General features: G+C 72.0%; 14 protein-coding genes. 5 read left to right on the plus strand and 9 right to left on the minus strand.

The features are described from left to right. Window positions 1–4: 4 nt before the first annotated feature. Window positions 5–661: a rhomboid family intramembrane serine protease gene (locus OHS18_RS34775; protein WP_328613642.1), complete on the plus strand. Its 657-nt coding sequence runs from the start codon at window positions 5–7 to the stop codon at window positions 659–661. Here OHS18_RS34775 and OHS18_RS34780 read toward each other — a convergent pair. Then, a complete protein-coding gene (locus tag OHS18_RS34780) occupies window positions 648–1,085 on the minus strand; it encodes a hypothetical protein (RefSeq protein WP_328613643.1) in 438 nt (145 codons plus the stop codon). The genes OHS18_RS34775 and OHS18_RS34780 overlap by 14 nt on opposite strands. Window positions 1,086–1,183: 98 nt before the next feature. Continuing rightward, window positions 1,184–1,729: a DinB family protein gene (locus tag OHS18_RS34785; RefSeq protein ID WP_328613644.1), complete on the minus strand. Its 546-nt coding sequence runs from the start codon at window positions 1,727–1,729 to the stop codon at window positions 1,184–1,186. A gap of 124 nt (window positions 1,730–1,853) precedes the next feature. On the opposite strand from OHS18_RS34785, the gene guaA reads away from it, so the two are divergent. Beyond that, complete coding sequence (gene guaA, locus OHS18_RS34790; RefSeq protein WP_328445386.1) at window positions 1,854–3,410, plus strand: glutamine-hydrolyzing GMP synthase; 1,557 nt, start codon at window positions 1,854–1,856, stop codon at window positions 3,408–3,410. A gap of 70 nt (window positions 3,411–3,480) precedes the next feature. On the opposite strand, the gene OHS18_RS34795 is transcribed toward guaA, so the two are convergent. Continuing rightward, window positions 3,481–3,720 carry a hypothetical protein gene (locus OHS18_RS34795; protein WP_328613645.1) on the minus strand — a complete coding sequence of 80 codons (240 nt, stop codon included), beginning with the start codon at window positions 3,718–3,720 and terminating at the stop codon, window positions 3,481–3,483. Then, window positions 3,713–5,014 (minus strand): PspC domain-containing protein, encoded by a 1,302-nt coding sequence (locus OHS18_RS34800; protein WP_328613646.1) that lies wholly within the window; start codon window positions 5,012–5,014, stop codon window positions 3,713–3,715. The genes OHS18_RS34795 and OHS18_RS34800 overlap by 8 nt, the downstream gene beginning before the upstream one ends. Before the next feature lie 284 nt (window positions 5,015–5,298). Between OHS18_RS34800 and OHS18_RS34805 the strand changes: the two genes are divergently transcribed. Continuing rightward, window positions 5,299–6,624, plus strand: coding sequence for a PspC domain-containing protein (locus OHS18_RS34805; RefSeq protein ID WP_328445381.1), 1,326 nt, complete (start codon window positions 5,299–5,301; stop codon window positions 6,622–6,624). 40 nt (window positions 6,625–6,664) lie between these two features. Continuing rightward, window positions 6,665–7,333 carry a response regulator transcription factor gene (locus tag OHS18_RS34810; protein ID WP_328445379.1) on the plus strand — a complete coding sequence of 223 codons (669 nt, stop codon included), beginning with the start codon at window positions 6,665–6,667 and terminating at the stop codon, window positions 7,331–7,333. A gap of 131 nt (window positions 7,334–7,464) precedes the next feature. On the opposite strand, the gene OHS18_RS34815 is transcribed toward OHS18_RS34810, so the two are convergent. Continuing rightward, on the minus strand, window positions 7,465–8,433 hold the full coding sequence (locus OHS18_RS34815) for a DMT family transporter (protein WP_328613647.1): 969 nt from the start codon (window positions 8,431–8,433) through the stop codon (window positions 7,465–7,467). Between the two features lie 103 nt (window positions 8,434–8,536). Between OHS18_RS34815 and OHS18_RS34820 the strand changes: the two genes are divergently transcribed. Beyond that, on the plus strand, window positions 8,537–9,439 hold the full coding sequence (locus OHS18_RS34820) for a LysR family transcriptional regulator (protein WP_328445377.1): 903 nt from the start codon (window positions 8,537–8,539) through the stop codon (window positions 9,437–9,439). Here the strand turns inward: OHS18_RS34820 and OHS18_RS34825 are convergent. From OHS18_RS34825 to OHS18_RS34840, 4 genes are all read right to left on the minus strand, one after another. Then, entirely contained in the window at window positions 9,436–10,569 is a 1,134-nt protein-coding gene (locus OHS18_RS34825; RefSeq protein WP_328613648.1) for a serine/threonine-protein kinase, read from the minus strand. The two genes, OHS18_RS34820 and OHS18_RS34825, sit on opposite strands and share 4 nt — an antisense overlap. Window positions 10,570–10,582: 13 nt before the next feature. Continuing rightward, a complete protein-coding gene (locus OHS18_RS34830; RefSeq protein ID WP_328613649.1) occupies window positions 10,583–12,217 on the minus strand; it encodes a serine/threonine-protein kinase in 1,635 nt (544 codons plus the stop codon). Window positions 12,218–12,432: 215 nt separating this feature from the next. Then, window positions 12,433–13,299 (minus strand): hypothetical protein, encoded by an 867-nt coding sequence (locus tag OHS18_RS34835; RefSeq protein ID WP_328445372.1) that lies wholly within the window; start codon window positions 13,297–13,299, stop codon window positions 12,433–12,435. Between the two features lie 260 nt (window positions 13,300–13,559). Further along, a complete protein-coding gene (locus OHS18_RS34840; RefSeq protein WP_328613650.1) occupies window positions 13,560–14,798 on the minus strand; it encodes a hypothetical protein in 1,239 nt (412 codons plus the stop codon). Window positions 14,799–15,087: the final 289 nt, after the last annotated feature.

The raw sequence follows: 15,087 nt of genomic DNA on the forward strand, positions 1-15,087 counted from the left end.
GGCCATGAGCACACACCCCGCACCCCGCACCACTTTCGGGGCCCTCGCCACCGGCCCGCGCCTGCCGGTGCTGACCGGCATCGTCTTCCTGGTGACGCTGGCGTGCGGGATCGCGCAGCTGGTGCACCCGCCGCTGTACGACCACGTCGTGCGGGACGCGGCCCGGATCGACGCCGGCGAGTGGTACCGCCTGCTCACGGGCATGTTCTTCCAGGACGGCTGGGCGTTCGGCCTGGTCTCGAACCTGGTCTGGCTGGCGGTGTTCGGCACGCTCGCCGAGCGCGTGTTCGGCCGGTGGCGCTGGCTGGTGCTGTACTTCGGCTGCGGGTTGTCCGGGCAGTTCCTGAGCTACGTCTGGCTCGACCCGGTCGGCGCGGGCAACTCGATGTGCGTCGCCGGCCTGCTCGGCGCGCTGGCCGTGCTGGTCATCGTGGCGTCGCGCCGCTACGGCGTGGTCCTGCCGGTGCAGTTCCGGGTGCTGGCGTTCGCGGCGCCGGTGCTGGCCGTGGTCGACACGGTCGTCCACGACAACCACGGCGTGCCCTGCCTGCTGGGCATGGTGCTCGGCTTCCTGCTGCTCTCATCACCCACTCTTGCCACACATCCGGAGGTCGTGACACCGGATCACTTTCACGGCGAAAGTGGCGTCAAGGGCGGGTGAGGTGGCCGCCGAGCCGGTGCCAGTGCTCGACGAGGTGCGCCTGCACCGGCACCGCGAGCAGCTCCGCGAGATCCTGCTCGGCCACGCGAGCCGCCGCCTCGGTCCGTTCCCAGGCCCGGACGTCGCCCTCGACGGCCACCCGCGCGCCCGTGCGGGCGTGGGCGGCCGCGATCAGGTCGCAGCGCAGCTCGTCGGCGCGCCCCAGGTCCACGGTGTGCCGTGCGTCGACGACGATTCCGAGCCCCGAACGCACGCCGTAGCGCACGGCGATCCGCAGCAGGTCGTTGCTGAACGCACGCGTTTCGGCGGGCACCCACGACAGCCGTTCCCAGTCGGGCGGCGGCTGGTCGTCGGCGCGGCAGATCGCGTACCCGGGCACGTCACACCAGGTCAGGCGGCCGGGCGGGCGGAGTCGGTAGAGCATGCGCGGGTCCCCCTCGGTGGCGGCGGGCCCCGGTCGGAGCCGCCTTCCCTACCCGTTGAGTCGGACCGGCGGTGACTCGGCGTTACAAGGATCTCCGGTCACCGGGTGCGGTAGAGGTCGCGCAGCAGCAGGATTTCGGCGCAGTGGTGGATCATCTCGCGGTGGATGTGCAGCACCAGCGTCGCCATCGGGTACTTCGCGTACGGGCCTTCCGCCGGGCCGCACGCCCGTGCGAGACCGTCGTCGTCGAGTGACTTCACGCCTTCGACCCACCGGGCGTAGTAGTCGTCCAGCAGGGCCAGCGCGTCGGCGGCCGTGCCCGGGTACGGGTAGTCGTCGTAGGTCATCGGCGGGCCGCCGAAGTGCGACGCCGTCCGCATCCCCAGCACGCCGACCAGGACGTGGTTGAGCCGCCACGCGATCGTCGTGACCGGCGGCGGCGTCGGTTCCGGGAACGCGAAGTCGATGGTGAACGGGCCGGTGCCGGGCTCGTCGTCGGACTTGCGCGGGCGGACCGTCCAGCAGCCCGCGGCCGGCTCCCACAGGTATTCGTCGTCGGTCAGCCCGGCCAGTTTCGGGCGCACCAGCACGGTCCAGTGGAAGTCGAGCTGGTCGGTCAGTTCCTTGGTCCAGTTCACAGCCATGCGACGACCGTAGGGTCTCTCGCGGACAGCGGCTGTCCTCGTTCGAGGATGGGGGCGGGGCCCGGGTGACCCGGCCCACCTGGGACGATGGAGGGGAATCCCACCGTCGCCAGGAGGTTCCCAGGTGCCCAGTCCCACCGGTCCGGTTCTCGTCGTGGACTTCGGGGCGCAGTACGCGCAGCTGATCGCCCGGCGCGTCCGGGAGGCGCAGATCTACTCGGAGGTCGTGCCGCACAACGCGTCCGTCGACGAGCTCCTCGCGAAGAACCCCTCGGCGATCATCCTCTCCGGCGGCCCTTCGAGCGTGTACGCCGAAGGCGCCCCGAGCATGGACCCGAAGCTCACCGAAGCGGGCGTGCCGATCTTCGGCATCTGCTACGGCCACCAGCTGCTCGCCAGCGCGCTCGGCGGCGTCGTCGAGCCGACCGGCGTCCGCGAGTTCGGCCGCACCGAGGTCCGCGTCACCGGCGACGGCGGTGTCCTGCACGCCGGCCTGCCCGCGACCCAGCCCGCCTGGATGAGCCACAACGACAGCGTCACCAAAGCCCCGGAGGGCTCGGTCGTCACGGCCTCCTCCGACGGCGCCGTGGTCGCCGGGTTCGAAGACGTCGAGCGCCGCTTCGCCGGCGTCCAGTACCACCCCGAGGTCGCGCACTCGCCGCACGGCCAGGAGGTGCTGCGCCGCTTCCTGCACGACATCGCCGGTATCAAGCCGCAGTGGACGACGTCGTCGATCGTCGAGGAGCAGGTCCAGCGGATCACCGAGCAGGTCGGCGACGGCCGGGCGATCTGCGGCCTGTCCGGCGGGGTCGACTCCGCCGTCGCGGCCGCGCTGGTGCAGCGCGCCATCGGCGACCGGCTGACCTGCGTGTTCGTCGACCACGGCCTGCTGCGAGCGGGGGAGCGCACCCAGGTCGAGCAGGACTTCGTCGCCGCCACCGGCGTCAACCTGGTCACCGTCGACGCCCGCGACCGGTTCCTGGACGCCCTCGCCGGCGTCACCGACCCGGAGCAGAAGCGCAAGATCATCGGCCGCGAGTTCATCCGCGTCTTCGAGCAGGCCGAGCGCGACCTCAAGGCCGAGGGCGACTACCGCTTCCTGGTCCAGGGCACGCTCTACCCGGACGTCGTCGAATCCGGCGGCGGCGAGGGCACGGCCAACATCAAGAGCCACCACAACGTCGGCGGCCTGCCGGACGACCTGCAGTTCGAGCTGGTCGAGCCGCTGCGGCTGCTGTTCAAGGACGAGGTCCGCAAGGTCGGCACCGAGCTGGGCCTGCCGGAGACGATCGTGCAGCGCCAGCCGTTCCCCGGCCCCGGCCTGGGCATCCGCATCATCGGCGCGGTCGACGCCGAGCGCCTCGAAACCCTGCGCGCGGCCGACCTGATCGCCCGCGAGGAGCTGACGGCGGCCGGACTGGACCGCAGCATCTGGCAGTGCCCGGTCGTGTTGCTGGCGGACGTCCGCAGCGTCGGCGTCCAGGGTGACGGCCGCACGTACGGCCACCCGATCGTCCTGCGCCCGGTGTCGTCGGAGGACGCGATGACCGCGGACTGGACGCGCCTGCCGTACGAGGTCCTGGAACGGATCTCGACCCGCATCACCAACGAGGTCGCGGAGGTCAACCGGGTAGTCCTGGACGTCACGTCCAAGCCGCCGGGCACCATCGAGTGGGAGTGACCTCCCCGTAGACAGGACTCGAGGCCCCGGCGTGGGATCCGGGGCCTCGAGAGTGAGTGGGGTTTTCGGTTCAGCGCCGGCGTTTGCCGCCGAACGACGCGCCGAGGAGCAGCAGCCCCACGAACACCGCGCCGCCCGCGATCACCCAGCGGAAGTCGAAGTGCGGCAGCCAGCTCGCGCCGTCCGAGAGGACGTACGCCGAGATCAGCAGCGTCGCGACCCCGACGATCAGGGTGAAGAAGTCCACGCCGCGCCGCGCGGGCGCAGCCTCGGCCGGATTGTCGTAGGCGTAAGGGTTCTGGTCAGCCACGGCGCACCTCCACGTCGCCTACCGTGTTCGACACGTGCAGGGTGATCTTCTGGCCGCCGACGCCGTCGGTGCCGTAGTCCGTCCCGGTCAGCGAGTCCTGGCTGATGCCGTCCGTCGACCGGTTGAAGCACTCCGTTGTCCCGGCGCCGGTGCGGCAGTCGAAAGTGACGTCCGCCGTGTCCGGCACGGTGATCGTCGAGTTGCCGGCGCCGTTGACCACGTTCGTGGTGATCGGTGAACCGACGGGCAGCTTGGTCAGGTCGAGGTCGATGTCGCCCGCCGCGTGCTGGTAGAGCGGCTTGACGTCGCTCGCCACGACGGGCGTCACGTTGAGGTCGCCGGCGCCGCCGCGGAAGTCGAGGTTCTGGAACGGCGCCGTCGTCAGGATCATCCCGACGATCGCCAGTGGCACCGCGAGCCCGATCAGGCCCCGCCCGCCGCGGACGAACGCGCCGGTGACCAGGCCGATCCCGACCACCCCGAGCACCAGCCCGATGATGTGCTGCGCGGAGAACCAGGGCACGCCGTTGAGGTTCGCGAGCACGCCGCCACCGGCGGTCACGACGGCCAGGCCGAACGTCGCCGAACCCACCTTCGAGTTCGAGCGGCGACGGGGTTCCGGCGCCCGGTATGCCTTGGGCGGCACGGGCGGCGGCGGTTCCTGATAGGACGGTGCGTCGGGCAGGTCCCAGCCGGCCGGGTCGGCGGCGAGGGGGTCCCAGCCCCGCTGGGACGGCGACTGCGCTTCGGCGGTCGCGGTGTCGGTCATGGTGAAGGCTCCGTTCCCGGTGAAGGCCGCGGCCGGCGACCGCGGCGTGACCGGCGCCGGCCGGTTTTCGTGGCCCCGGCTGCGGTGCAGCAGGTAGAGCGCGATGCCGAGCAGCGCGAAACTGATGAGGCCGCCGCCGTCGAACCACGAGCCGCTGAAGCTCCCGCCGACGCTGACGACGGTCAGGATCGACAGCACGACCGCGAACGCGGGCGACACCGACGAGCGCCCCCGCCCGATCAGGCCTTCGAAGCCCGAGACGTCGTCGCTCTCGCCGGGCAGGAACAGCCACCCCAGCAGGTAGAAGGTCACCCCGAAGCCACCGAAGATCGTTGCGACCACCAGGGCGACCCGCACCACGACGGGATCGATCCCGTACCGGTTCCCGATCGCCGCGGCGACCCCCGCGACCTTCCGCCCCCCGTGCGGCCGCCGCGGCCGGCTGCCCCAGAAGTCCTTGACGGTCTCCTCGAAGCCGTTCAACGGACTCGGCTTCGGTGCCCGTGTCTCACTCGCACCACTCATAGGCCAAAGCATGCGCGACGGCGGTCCCGGAGACATCCGGGAAGGACCCTGATTCTCCCCGGAGAGGGTCCCCCGAGGCCGCCACCCACCCGCCCCGGCCAACACGCCGACCGGCTCGTGCCGGTCACTCCTTCCGCCGTGTTGGCCCTTCCGGCTCGCGTGGTGGCCGTTCCCGTCGCCGTGGTGGCCACTCCTTCCGCCGTGTTGGCCGTTGCGGCGCGGCCGGAAGGGTGCCGATCCACCGGATCAGGGGGTTTCCCCGATGCCACCCCCCGTCCGCGCGTGTGACCATGGACGGCGTGCAGGAGTCCCACGACCAGGTCGTCGTCCCCGAGACGGTGACGCAGGCCGTCACCGTCCCGCCCTCGCCGAAGATGTTCCGGCGCCGGTCCGGGCGGGCGATCGCCGGCGTCGCCGGTGGTCTCGCCGACCACCTCGGCGTGCCCGTCGTCTGGGTGCGGACGGGGTTCGCGCTGCTGGCCGCCCTCAACGGCGCCGGCTTGCTCGCGTACGGCCTGCTCTGGGTGTTCGTCCAGCAGCAGTCCGAAGAAGCCGCGACGACGCCGACGTCGAAAGAGCGTCAGCAGGCCTTCGGGCTGATCGCGCTGGGCGTCGGCCTCGCCGTCGCCAGCGGCACGCTCACCGGGTTCATCAGCGGCTGGGTCGCCGTGCCGCTCGCCGTCGCCATGATCGGTGCGGCGGTCGTCTGGCGGGAGGCCGACGAGTCGCAGCGCCGCCGCTGGCGCACCGGCGCGAAGGACAGCGTCGCCGGTGCCTTCCTCGGGGGCGGCGGCTGGTCGGCGGCCATCCGGATCGTCGCCGGCGTCGCGCTGGTGATCACCGGCATCGGCGTTGTCGTCCTTCGTAGCGGCAGTCTCGACCAGGTCCAGTTCGCGCTGATCGCGGTGATCGCGACGCTGATCGGCGTCGCCGTGCTGACCGTGCCGTTCTGGCTGCGCCTGGTCCGCGACCTGTCCGACGAGCGCAAGGCCCGCATCCGCACCGACGAACGCGCCGAGATCGCCGCCCACCTGCACGACTCCGTGCTGCAGACGCTGGCGCTGATCCAGAAGCAGAGCGAGCAGCCGCGCGAGGTCGCGCGCCTCGCCCGCAGCCAGGAACGCGAACTACGCGGCTGGCTCTACGGCCCGAACGGTTACGGCAAGCCCGTCGAGAAGACCGCCGAAGGTGAAGAGACCCAGACTTCGGGTCAGCTGTCCGAAGCGCTCGCGACGGCGTGCGGTGAGGTCGAGGACACCTTCGCGATCTCCGTCGGCCAGGTCGTGGTCGGCGACGCCGAGCTGGACGAGGCGCTGGTCGCGCTGGTCCAGGCCGCGCGCGAGGCGATCGTCAACGCCGCCAAGCACGCCGGGGTCGAAGAGGTCAGCGTTTACGCCGAGGTCGAGCCGACGTCGGTCACCGTGTTCGTCCGCGATCGCGGCAAGGGCTTCGACCCGGACGTCGTCCCGGGCGACCGCCACGGCCTCGCCGACTCGATCCGCGGCCGGATGACCCGCCACGGCGGCACGTGCAAGCTGCGGACCGCGCCGGGCGAGGGCACCGAAGTGCAGCTCGCCATGCCGGTGAAAGCGGGCAAGGGGGCGGCGTGAGGCGGCTATGCTCGGGACCCAGGGCCACTGAGGGAGAGTCGTGACGGATAGCCAGCGGGAACCGGTCAAGGTGTTCCTCGTCGACGACCACGCGTTGTTCCGCGCGGGCGTCCGCACCGAGCTCGACTCGATCACGGACGAAGTCCGCGTGGTCGGCGAAGCCGGTTCGGTCGCCGAAGCGGTGGCCGGGATCGCCCGGACGAAGCCCCAGGTGGTGCTCCTGGACGTCCATATGCCCGACGGCGGCGGCGCCGAGGTGCTGCGCCGCGTCCGCCCGGAGCTGCCGGACACCGTGTTCCTGGCGCTCTCGGTGTCGGACGCCGCGGAGGACGTCATCGCGGTCATCCGCGCCGGCGCCCGCGGCTACGTGACGAAGACGATCTCGTCGAAGGAACTGGTCCGCGCGGTGGTCCGCGTCTCGGACGGCGACGCGGTGTTCTCGCCGCGGCTGGCCGGGTTCGTCTTGGACGCCTTCGCCGACCGTCCGGGTTCGGCCCCGATCAACGACCCCGAACTGGACCTGCTGACGCCCCGCGAGCGCGACGTCCTGCGGCTGCTGGCCCGCGGGTACGCGTACAAGGAGATCGCGTCGGAGCTGTTCATCTCGGTGAAGACGGTCGAGACGCACGTGTCGAGCGTGCTGCGGAAGACCCAGCTGTCGAACCGCTACGAGCTGTCCCGCTGGGCCTCCGACCGCCGCCTGGTCTGACCGCAATCCCCTCAACCGCCACTTTCACCAGGAAAGATGCGCGTTCCGGCCCCCAAGGCGTCACTTTCTCTAGGAAAGATGCGTTTTCGGCGGCGCGAACGGGCCGTTCGTGACGGCCCTCCGGAGGAGCCTCAGTCGGCCAGAGGAGCGAGAGGCCTGGACGCGCGGCCGGTGGTGTCGTCACCAAGCCCATCCGCCTGGTCACCGGGCTCCTCCAGGACCCCTCGCTCCGGCTTCTGAAGGCGGGTCAACGCGACCCCGCCGAGCACGACCAGCATCCCCGCGATCACCCGCAGGTTGAGCTGCTCGCCCAGGAACACCGCGCCCAGCAGCACGGACACCACCGGCAGCAGATACCCGACGACCGAAGCCGCCACCGCGCCTTCGCTCGCCAGCAGCTGGTAGTTCAGCGCGAACGCGATGCCCGTCGAACCGATGCCGAGCACCAGCATCGCGAGCAGCGGCCCCACCCCGAAGTGCACCGGCGTGAACCCGCCCGCCGGCAGCGCCAGCAGCAGGAACCCGCTCGCCAGCAGCATCTGCCCGGCCGAAAGCGCGTACGGCGACACCGAAGTCCCCGACAGGTACTTGCCCTCGTAGACGAACGCGAAGCCGTAGCTCGCCGCCGCGGCGAGGCAGGCCAGGGCGCCCCAGCTCAGCAGGCCCGACGCCTGCCACGGCGCGAAGATCAGCAGGATCCCGCCGAGGCCGACGAGCAGCCCCGCCAGCCGCGTCCCGGTCATCCGCGACGTCGTCCCCATCATCGGCGCCGCGAGCAGCACCCACAGCGGCGTCGTCGAATTCAGCACGCCGGTGATCCCGGAGTCGACCGTCGTCTCGCCGATCGCGAAGAGCAGGAACGGCAGCGCGTTGTGGAAGAACGCCGCGACGGTCAGGTGCCCCCACGTCCGCCGGTCGCGCGGCAGCCGGGCCCGCTGCAGCTTGCACAGCAGCAGGAGCATCGCCGCGCCCAGCACGAGCCGCGCCAGGACCAGCTGCACCGGCGAGAACATCCCCAGCCCCAGCTTGATCCAGAAGAAACTCGAGCCCCACATCAGCGCCAGCGCGGCGATCCTGAGCAGGGTCTTCGTCTCGCCCACCCCAGTCCTCCTTCAACGATCATCGCCAGCTTCGCGCCCGCGAGACGTAAGGACAAGCGCAAATAACTGCAGGAACACTTAAGCCGAGCTGTACGATCGGACCATGCTCGACGTCCGCCGCATGCAGGTCCTCCGCGCCGTGATCACCAGCGGGTCGATCACCGCCGCGGCCCGCAACCTGGGCTACACGCCCTCCGCGATCAGCCAGCAGCTGTCCGCGCTCGAACGCGAAGCGGGCACCGAACTGCTCGAACGCGTCGGGCGCGGCGTCCGCCCGACGCCGGCGGGCTCGCTGCTGTCCGAGCACGCCGAGACGCTCAGCACCGAGCTGGCGAAGGCGGAGGCCGCGCTGACCGAGCTCAAGGAGGGCCGCATCGGCCGCATCACCATCCGCTACTTCGCGACGGCGGGCGCGTCCCTGGTCCCGCCCGCCATCGCCGCGGTCCGCCGCGAGCACCCCGGCGTGCGCCTCGACCTCAAGCTCGTCGAACCCCTGGACCCGCTGGCCGACGTCGAGTCGGGCGAGGCCGACGTCGCGATCACCGTCTTCCCGCGCAAGACCCCGCCCGGCAAGGGCGTCGAGCTGGTGCACCTGCTCGACGACCCGTACCGGGCCGTACTGCCGAAGACCCACCCGCTGGCCCGCAAGCGCGTCATCGACCTGACGGAGTTCGCCGAGGAGCCGTGGGTCGGTGTCGACGGCATGCCCGGCGTCTGCCGCGACATCCTGCTCGGCGCGTGCGCGCAGGCCGGCTTCGCGCCGAACGTCGTCGTCGAGTCCGAGGACTACCAGACGGCGCAGGGGTTCGTGGCCGCCGGCATCGGCGTCGGGCTGATCCCGGAGCTCGGGCTCGGCTCGCAGCACCCCGGCGTGGTCGTGCGCAAGATCCGCCACCCGGAACCGATCCGGGCGATCCACGCCGCCGTCGCGTCACGCGCCTGGGGCCACCCGGCCGTCCGCACGCTGCTCGAAGCGATGCGCGCGGCGACCGCGAAAGTGGCTTAAACGAAGAACAGTTCCGAGACGAGGATGCCCACCAGCACGGCCGCGAGGATCGCGGCCACGGTGATCAGCGTCTTCTTCGACACCGGCAGGTTCCAGTCGTCCGCGGCCGCGGCCTGCTGCGGGGCCGGCGACTGGGGCACCGGTGCGGACACGAACTGCGTCGCCTGCTCCGACGGCGGCACCGGCTGCATCCGCTGCGTCTCCTCCGCCGAGGAGTAGCCGGGTGCGGGCGTGGTGAGCGGGATCTGCTGCTGGTACTGCGGTCCCGACGGCGGCAGCGGCGGCGCCGCGGGTGTGTGCGCCGGGTTGAACGGCGGCGCCGGCGGGGGTGGTGGCGGCGGGATGCCGGGTGCGGTCGGCGGGATGAACGCCGTCTCGCGGCCCTCGGTGATCGCGCTCAGCGAGCGGACCGTGTCGGCCATCGTCGGCCGGGTCGTCGGGTCCGAGCGCAGCATCTTGCGCAGCGCCGCGGTGAGCACGCCGGCGTTCTGCGCCGGGCGCTCCGAAGACTGCCCGTCCTCGCCGAACGGCGGCACGCCCTCCACCGAGGTGTAGAGCGTCGCGCCGAGGGAGAAGACGTCCGCGGGCGGCGACGGCGGCAGGCCGCGCGCCACCTCGGGCGCCACGTACGCCGGGCTCGGCCCGCCGCCGCTGATGCCGATGTCGGTGAGCTTCACCCCGCCGTCGTCGGCGAGCAGCACGGTGCCCGGCTCGAGCGTGCGGTGCACGAACCCGGCCGCGTGGATCGCGGTGAGCGCGTTGCCGAGCTGGATCCCCAGCGCCGCCGCCTGGTCCGGGGTGAGCCGGCCGTGCTCGGCGAGGAACGTCGCCATGCTGCGCGACGGGATGTACTCCATCACCAGCCAGACGTCCTGGCCCTCGGGCAGCACGTCGAACACCTTGATCGCGGACGCGTGCTCGATCCGGGCCGCGTCCTTGCCCTCCTGCATCGCGGCCGCGCGCGCCTGCTCGGCGCGGTCGCCGGCGCCGACCGGGAGGTACATCCGCTTCATCGCGACGGTGCGGAACAGCCGCGTGTCGAACGCCAGCCAGACGATCCCGGCGCGGCCGCGGCCGATCGGCTGGTCCAGCCGGAACCGGCCGCCGACGATGGTGCCTTCAGAACTCAACACAAACCTCTGGTCACGGCGTGGTGCTAGTCGGCGTAATGGACGAGTCGGGCGGGGGAGTAGTCGTCGGCTCGGAGGTCGTCGGCTTCGGAGTCGTCGTCCGCGGAGTCGTGGTCTGCTCCGGCTGAGTCTGCCGTGTCGTCGTCCGCTTCGCCGACGTGGTCGGCTCGTTCGTGCTCGACGGCAGGTCGACCGTGCTGGTCGGCAGCTCGTCCGTCGTCGACGGCAGCGACTGCGACGTCGCGGCCGGGGTCGGCCGGTTGCTCGAGATCGGCGTCGCCGGCGCCTGCGGGTTGTTCGGGCTCAGCAGCCAGACACCCAGCGCGACCAGGCCGATGACCACGATGCCGCCGATGATCGCCGGGCGCTTCCAGGCCCCGGGCTTCTCGTCGTCGTCCGGCGGCGGGCTCGCCTGCGGACGCTGCCGCGGCGGGGGAGGCGGGGCCGGCTCGTCTTCGTAGTCGTCGTACTGGTCGTCCGCGTACGGGTCCTGCTGGCCGTGCGGGGGCACCGGCACCGCACGGGTCGCGGCGAGGCCGGGAGGCACGCCTCCGGCCTCGTACGGGTGATCGTCCTCCGGGTAGCGCGTGTACCCGCGGTCGTAGTCGTCCTCGGGGTAGCCCGTGCCCTCGGCGTAGTCGTCCTCGTCGTAGAACGGCACGGCCTGCGTCGGCGCCGCGCCGCCGCCCAGCAGCGTGCCCGAGTGGCCCGCGGGGATCTCGTCGAACATCTGGGTCGCGCCGGGGTCGGCGAGTGCGGCCGCGCCGAGCACGCCGGCCGCGGGGGCCAGCATGGTCTCCTCCGCCGGCCCGCCGAGCGGCAGTTCGCCGCGCGCGACGGCGGCGAGCAGCTCTTCGCACTCCTCGGCGGTCGGCCGGTGCTCGATGTCCGGGTGCAGCAGCACGGCCAGGACGCTGGCCAGCGGCCCGGACTGGCGCGGCGGGTTGATCTGCCCTGCGGCGACTGCGTGCAGCAGGCTCAGCGTGTTCTCGGACAGGCCGAACGGCGGCTGGCCTTCGCACGCGGCGTAGAGCGTGGACCCGAGGGAGAACACGTCGGACTCCGGACCGGGATCACCGCCGATGGCGACCTCCGGGGCCAGGTACGCGGGCGTGCCGGCGATCATCCCGGTCTTGGTGACCGTGACGTCGTCCTTGGCGCGGGAGATGCCGAAGTCGGTGATCTTCACGACGCCGTTGCCGCCGAGCAGGATGTTGCCCGGCTTGATGTCGCGGTGCACGATGCCGACCGCGTGCGCCTCGCGCAGCGCCGCGGCGACCTGGGCGCCGATGCGCGCCACCTCGGTCGGCGGCAGCGTGCGGCGTTCCTGCAGCACGGCGGCCAGGCTGGTGGAGTTGAGGTACTCCATGATCAGGCACGGCTGGCCGTTGTCGTCGGTGACGACGTCGAACACGGAGATGGCGTTCGGGTGGTGCAGCCGGGCCGCGATCCGGCCCTCGCGCATGGTGCGCTGCCGGGCGTCTTCGGCGTCGTGCTCGTCCAGGTGGGAATGGAGCAGCAGCTGCTTGATGGCCACGGTGCGGCCCAGGACTTCGTCGTGCGCCTGCCAGACGGCCCCCATCGCGCCCGTGCCGATCCGGCCGTCGATGCGGTACCGACCGGCGACCAGGCGACCCTCGTCGCTCACGCGACCTCCCTTTGGGCTCCGAGTTCACCAGGGCGTGAGGACGGGTTCCCGGTGACGCGGCCAGGCGCACGCCGCTTCGCTGGAGCGTATGCACATGTCGTGGGCTGTGTGCCGGCTTTTCCGAGACCGACGCGTGACAAGGCTAGGCGCTCACTCTGCGCACACGAATCCGGTACAGGCACTTGAACCACGGGTGAAGGGATGATCGCACTGGGCTACATGTACTGGGCGGAAACGAGCTCGGCTTCGGTGATCAATCCACCCGTGTCGGCGACCCGGAACAGCTGGGTCACGCGGACCAGCGCGCCGTCCGGGCGGTGGAGCGTGGCGACCGCGACGATCGAGCCGTCCGGCTTGATCTGCGTGTCGGCTTCCTGGACGTCGATGGCGTCCATGGCGCTCCAGGTGCGGACGAGCTCACCGGCGGCGCCGTCGGCCAGCGTGGGGCTCAGCAGGGCCAGCGCGCCGTCCGAGTTCTTGGCGATCGCGGCGTAGAAGTCCTTGACGGCCTGGATCTTCCGGCTCGCGCTGCGCGGGTCGGCCGCCGCGTCGGGCACGGCGGTGTCCGCCTTCGGGGCCGCCTGCGGCTGCGGGCTGCCACCGGAGGTCGACTCCTGGGCCGACGGCGCGCCGCCGGAGTGCGTGCCCTGCGGGGTGGTCGGGCCGGACTGCTCCGGCGCGCCGCCACCGGCCTGGCGCTGCGGGACGGCGAGGCCGCCGAGTTCGGCGGCGCCGGTGAAGTCGGCGGGCGTGGCCGTGTCGGCCGGAGTGGCGGCGCGGTGCGCGCTGGTCAGCATGGGTGCGGCGACCACGGCCGCGGCGACGAGCGCGCCGGCGGCGAGGAGCCCGGCCAGCTTGGCCCGGCGGGCGACACGGCTCTCGGGCTCACCCTGGTCGTCGGCCTGCTCGGTGGCACGGTCCGGTTCCGGGCGCGGCGGCAGGAACTTCTGCGGATCGCGGAAGACCTGCTCGAGATAGTCACGATCGGCGTCACCGACGCCGTCGAGAATCTCGGCCGGGATCACGTCCTCGACGCGGACGGCGTTGGGTGCCTCACGCCGAGTGCGCTGCCGATCAAGCACGAAAGTCCTCGCTCTGGGTTCCGGGGACGGGCACTCGGCCGTTCGGCCGGATGTCCGTTGCTCCGGATGGCCGACTTGTGGCCGGGGTCCGGAGCCGCTGTCGCCAGGTAACCCTGTGCGGACGGCAATCGCCAGGCTCTGTCGCCGGAATGCCGTCGCGATACGACGAGCGGCAGCTTATGTCACCCACCCGGACCAGGCATTACCGCTGGGCGCACCGCACGTGCATCGGAACGGGCGAACCGCACGTGCAAGATCGGTTACTGACCGTCACTCGTGATCTTGTCGCCGTCCCCGAACGTCAGCGTGCGCTGCTCGATCGTCTTGGTCCCGTCGTCGTGCGTGATCTCGACGGTGTTCACCGTGACGCCGCGCTGCTGGTCGATGCTGACCTTCTTGACCTCGAAGTACGCGATGCCGGCGTACCGCTCGGCGAGCGCGTGCGGGCCCTGGTCGTGCAGGTCTCCGGTGGTCACCGACGACGCCGTGCCGGGGTCGGTCGTGACCGTGTTGAAGAACTTCTCCGAGTTGTCGCCCAAGGTCTGGACGTCCGGCGGAAAGGAGTACCACCAGGGCGCTTTCACGGGGGTCTCGCGCTCGGCCGCGGTGACCGGCGGTTTCTGCGGCAGACCGGTCGTCGTGGCCGGTTCGTCGGTGACCGACGATCCCGAAGACCCCGAAGTGCCGGCCGGGGGTGGCGGGACCGTGCCGTCGACCGGCCCGGCGCCCCCGCCGCTGCTGCTCGTCCCAGTCGCGTCGTCCGGCTGCCGCGTGCTGTCGGGGCCGGGCGCGGACCCGCCCGGCCGGGAGGTCGGCTGCTGCCGGTCGCCGCCGCCGTTCACCGGGTCGTCCACCGTCGGCGCGCCCTGGTAACCGGGCCACGCGCCCTGCACGGCCTGGTCCATCGGCGGCTTGCCGACCATGAAGGACCCGGCGAACAGCAGGCCGACGACGACGGCGCCGGACGCGCCGGTGGCGAACCACGCGGCCTTCCGCCACGTCTTCGGCGGAGTCACCGACGCGGGCACCGAACCGATGGTGAACCCGCCGAGCCCGTCGATGGCGTCGATCGGCGGGGCCGCGTAGATGCGGACGTCGTCCTCGTCGGACTCCAGGCAGCGCGGCTTCGGGTTGGTGGCGAGCGAAACCCGGGTGCGCCGGGCGGCCTGCTCGGCACGGGATTCGGTGTCGGGCATCGAGATCGGGCCCGTTTCCCGGCCCGGTTCGCCGAAGTCGGGGGCGTCGTCCAGCGGCAGGTTTCCCTGCGCGGCGGGGAAGGGGGCGGGCCGCCGGTCGCGCGGCTGGGGCAGCAGCGGCCGGCCGGGCTGGGGGAGCGACCCGGACAGCGGCACGTCGATCGGCGCCGTGTCCTCGGCGCAGTGCCGCACGGGGCGGTACGGCGGCGCCGACGGCGTCCAGCCGTCCGTCACGCCTTGGCGGTGCCGTCCGGGATGCGCGGGGGCGGTGCCGCGTCCGTGGAACTCCGTGCCGTTGCTCATGCAGGCTCGACCACCCGGCGGTCCGGTCCTGACGCCGTCCGGCCCCCGGTCAACCCGAACGGAGCACCCTCACGAGCGGAATCCTGTTCGGAATCCTGCGCAGATGCACGCGCATGCGAAGATGGACGCGCGGGGCCAGTGCCCCCGCGCGCCCTCCGGGCGTCGCCCGACCCAGGCGCAAGGGTCCTCACGGCGTCAACCCTAGGAGCATCCGGCGTAGAAAGTCGCCCCCAAACCTGCAAGTTGCAGAGGTTTCACTCGGTCGGGCGCGACCGAAAGGGGGAAACAA

The sequence above is a fragment of the Amycolatopsis sp. NBC_00355 genome (assembly GCF_036104975.1).
Taxonomy (GTDB): Bacteria; Actinomycetota; Actinomycetes; order Mycobacteriales; family Pseudonocardiaceae; genus Amycolatopsis.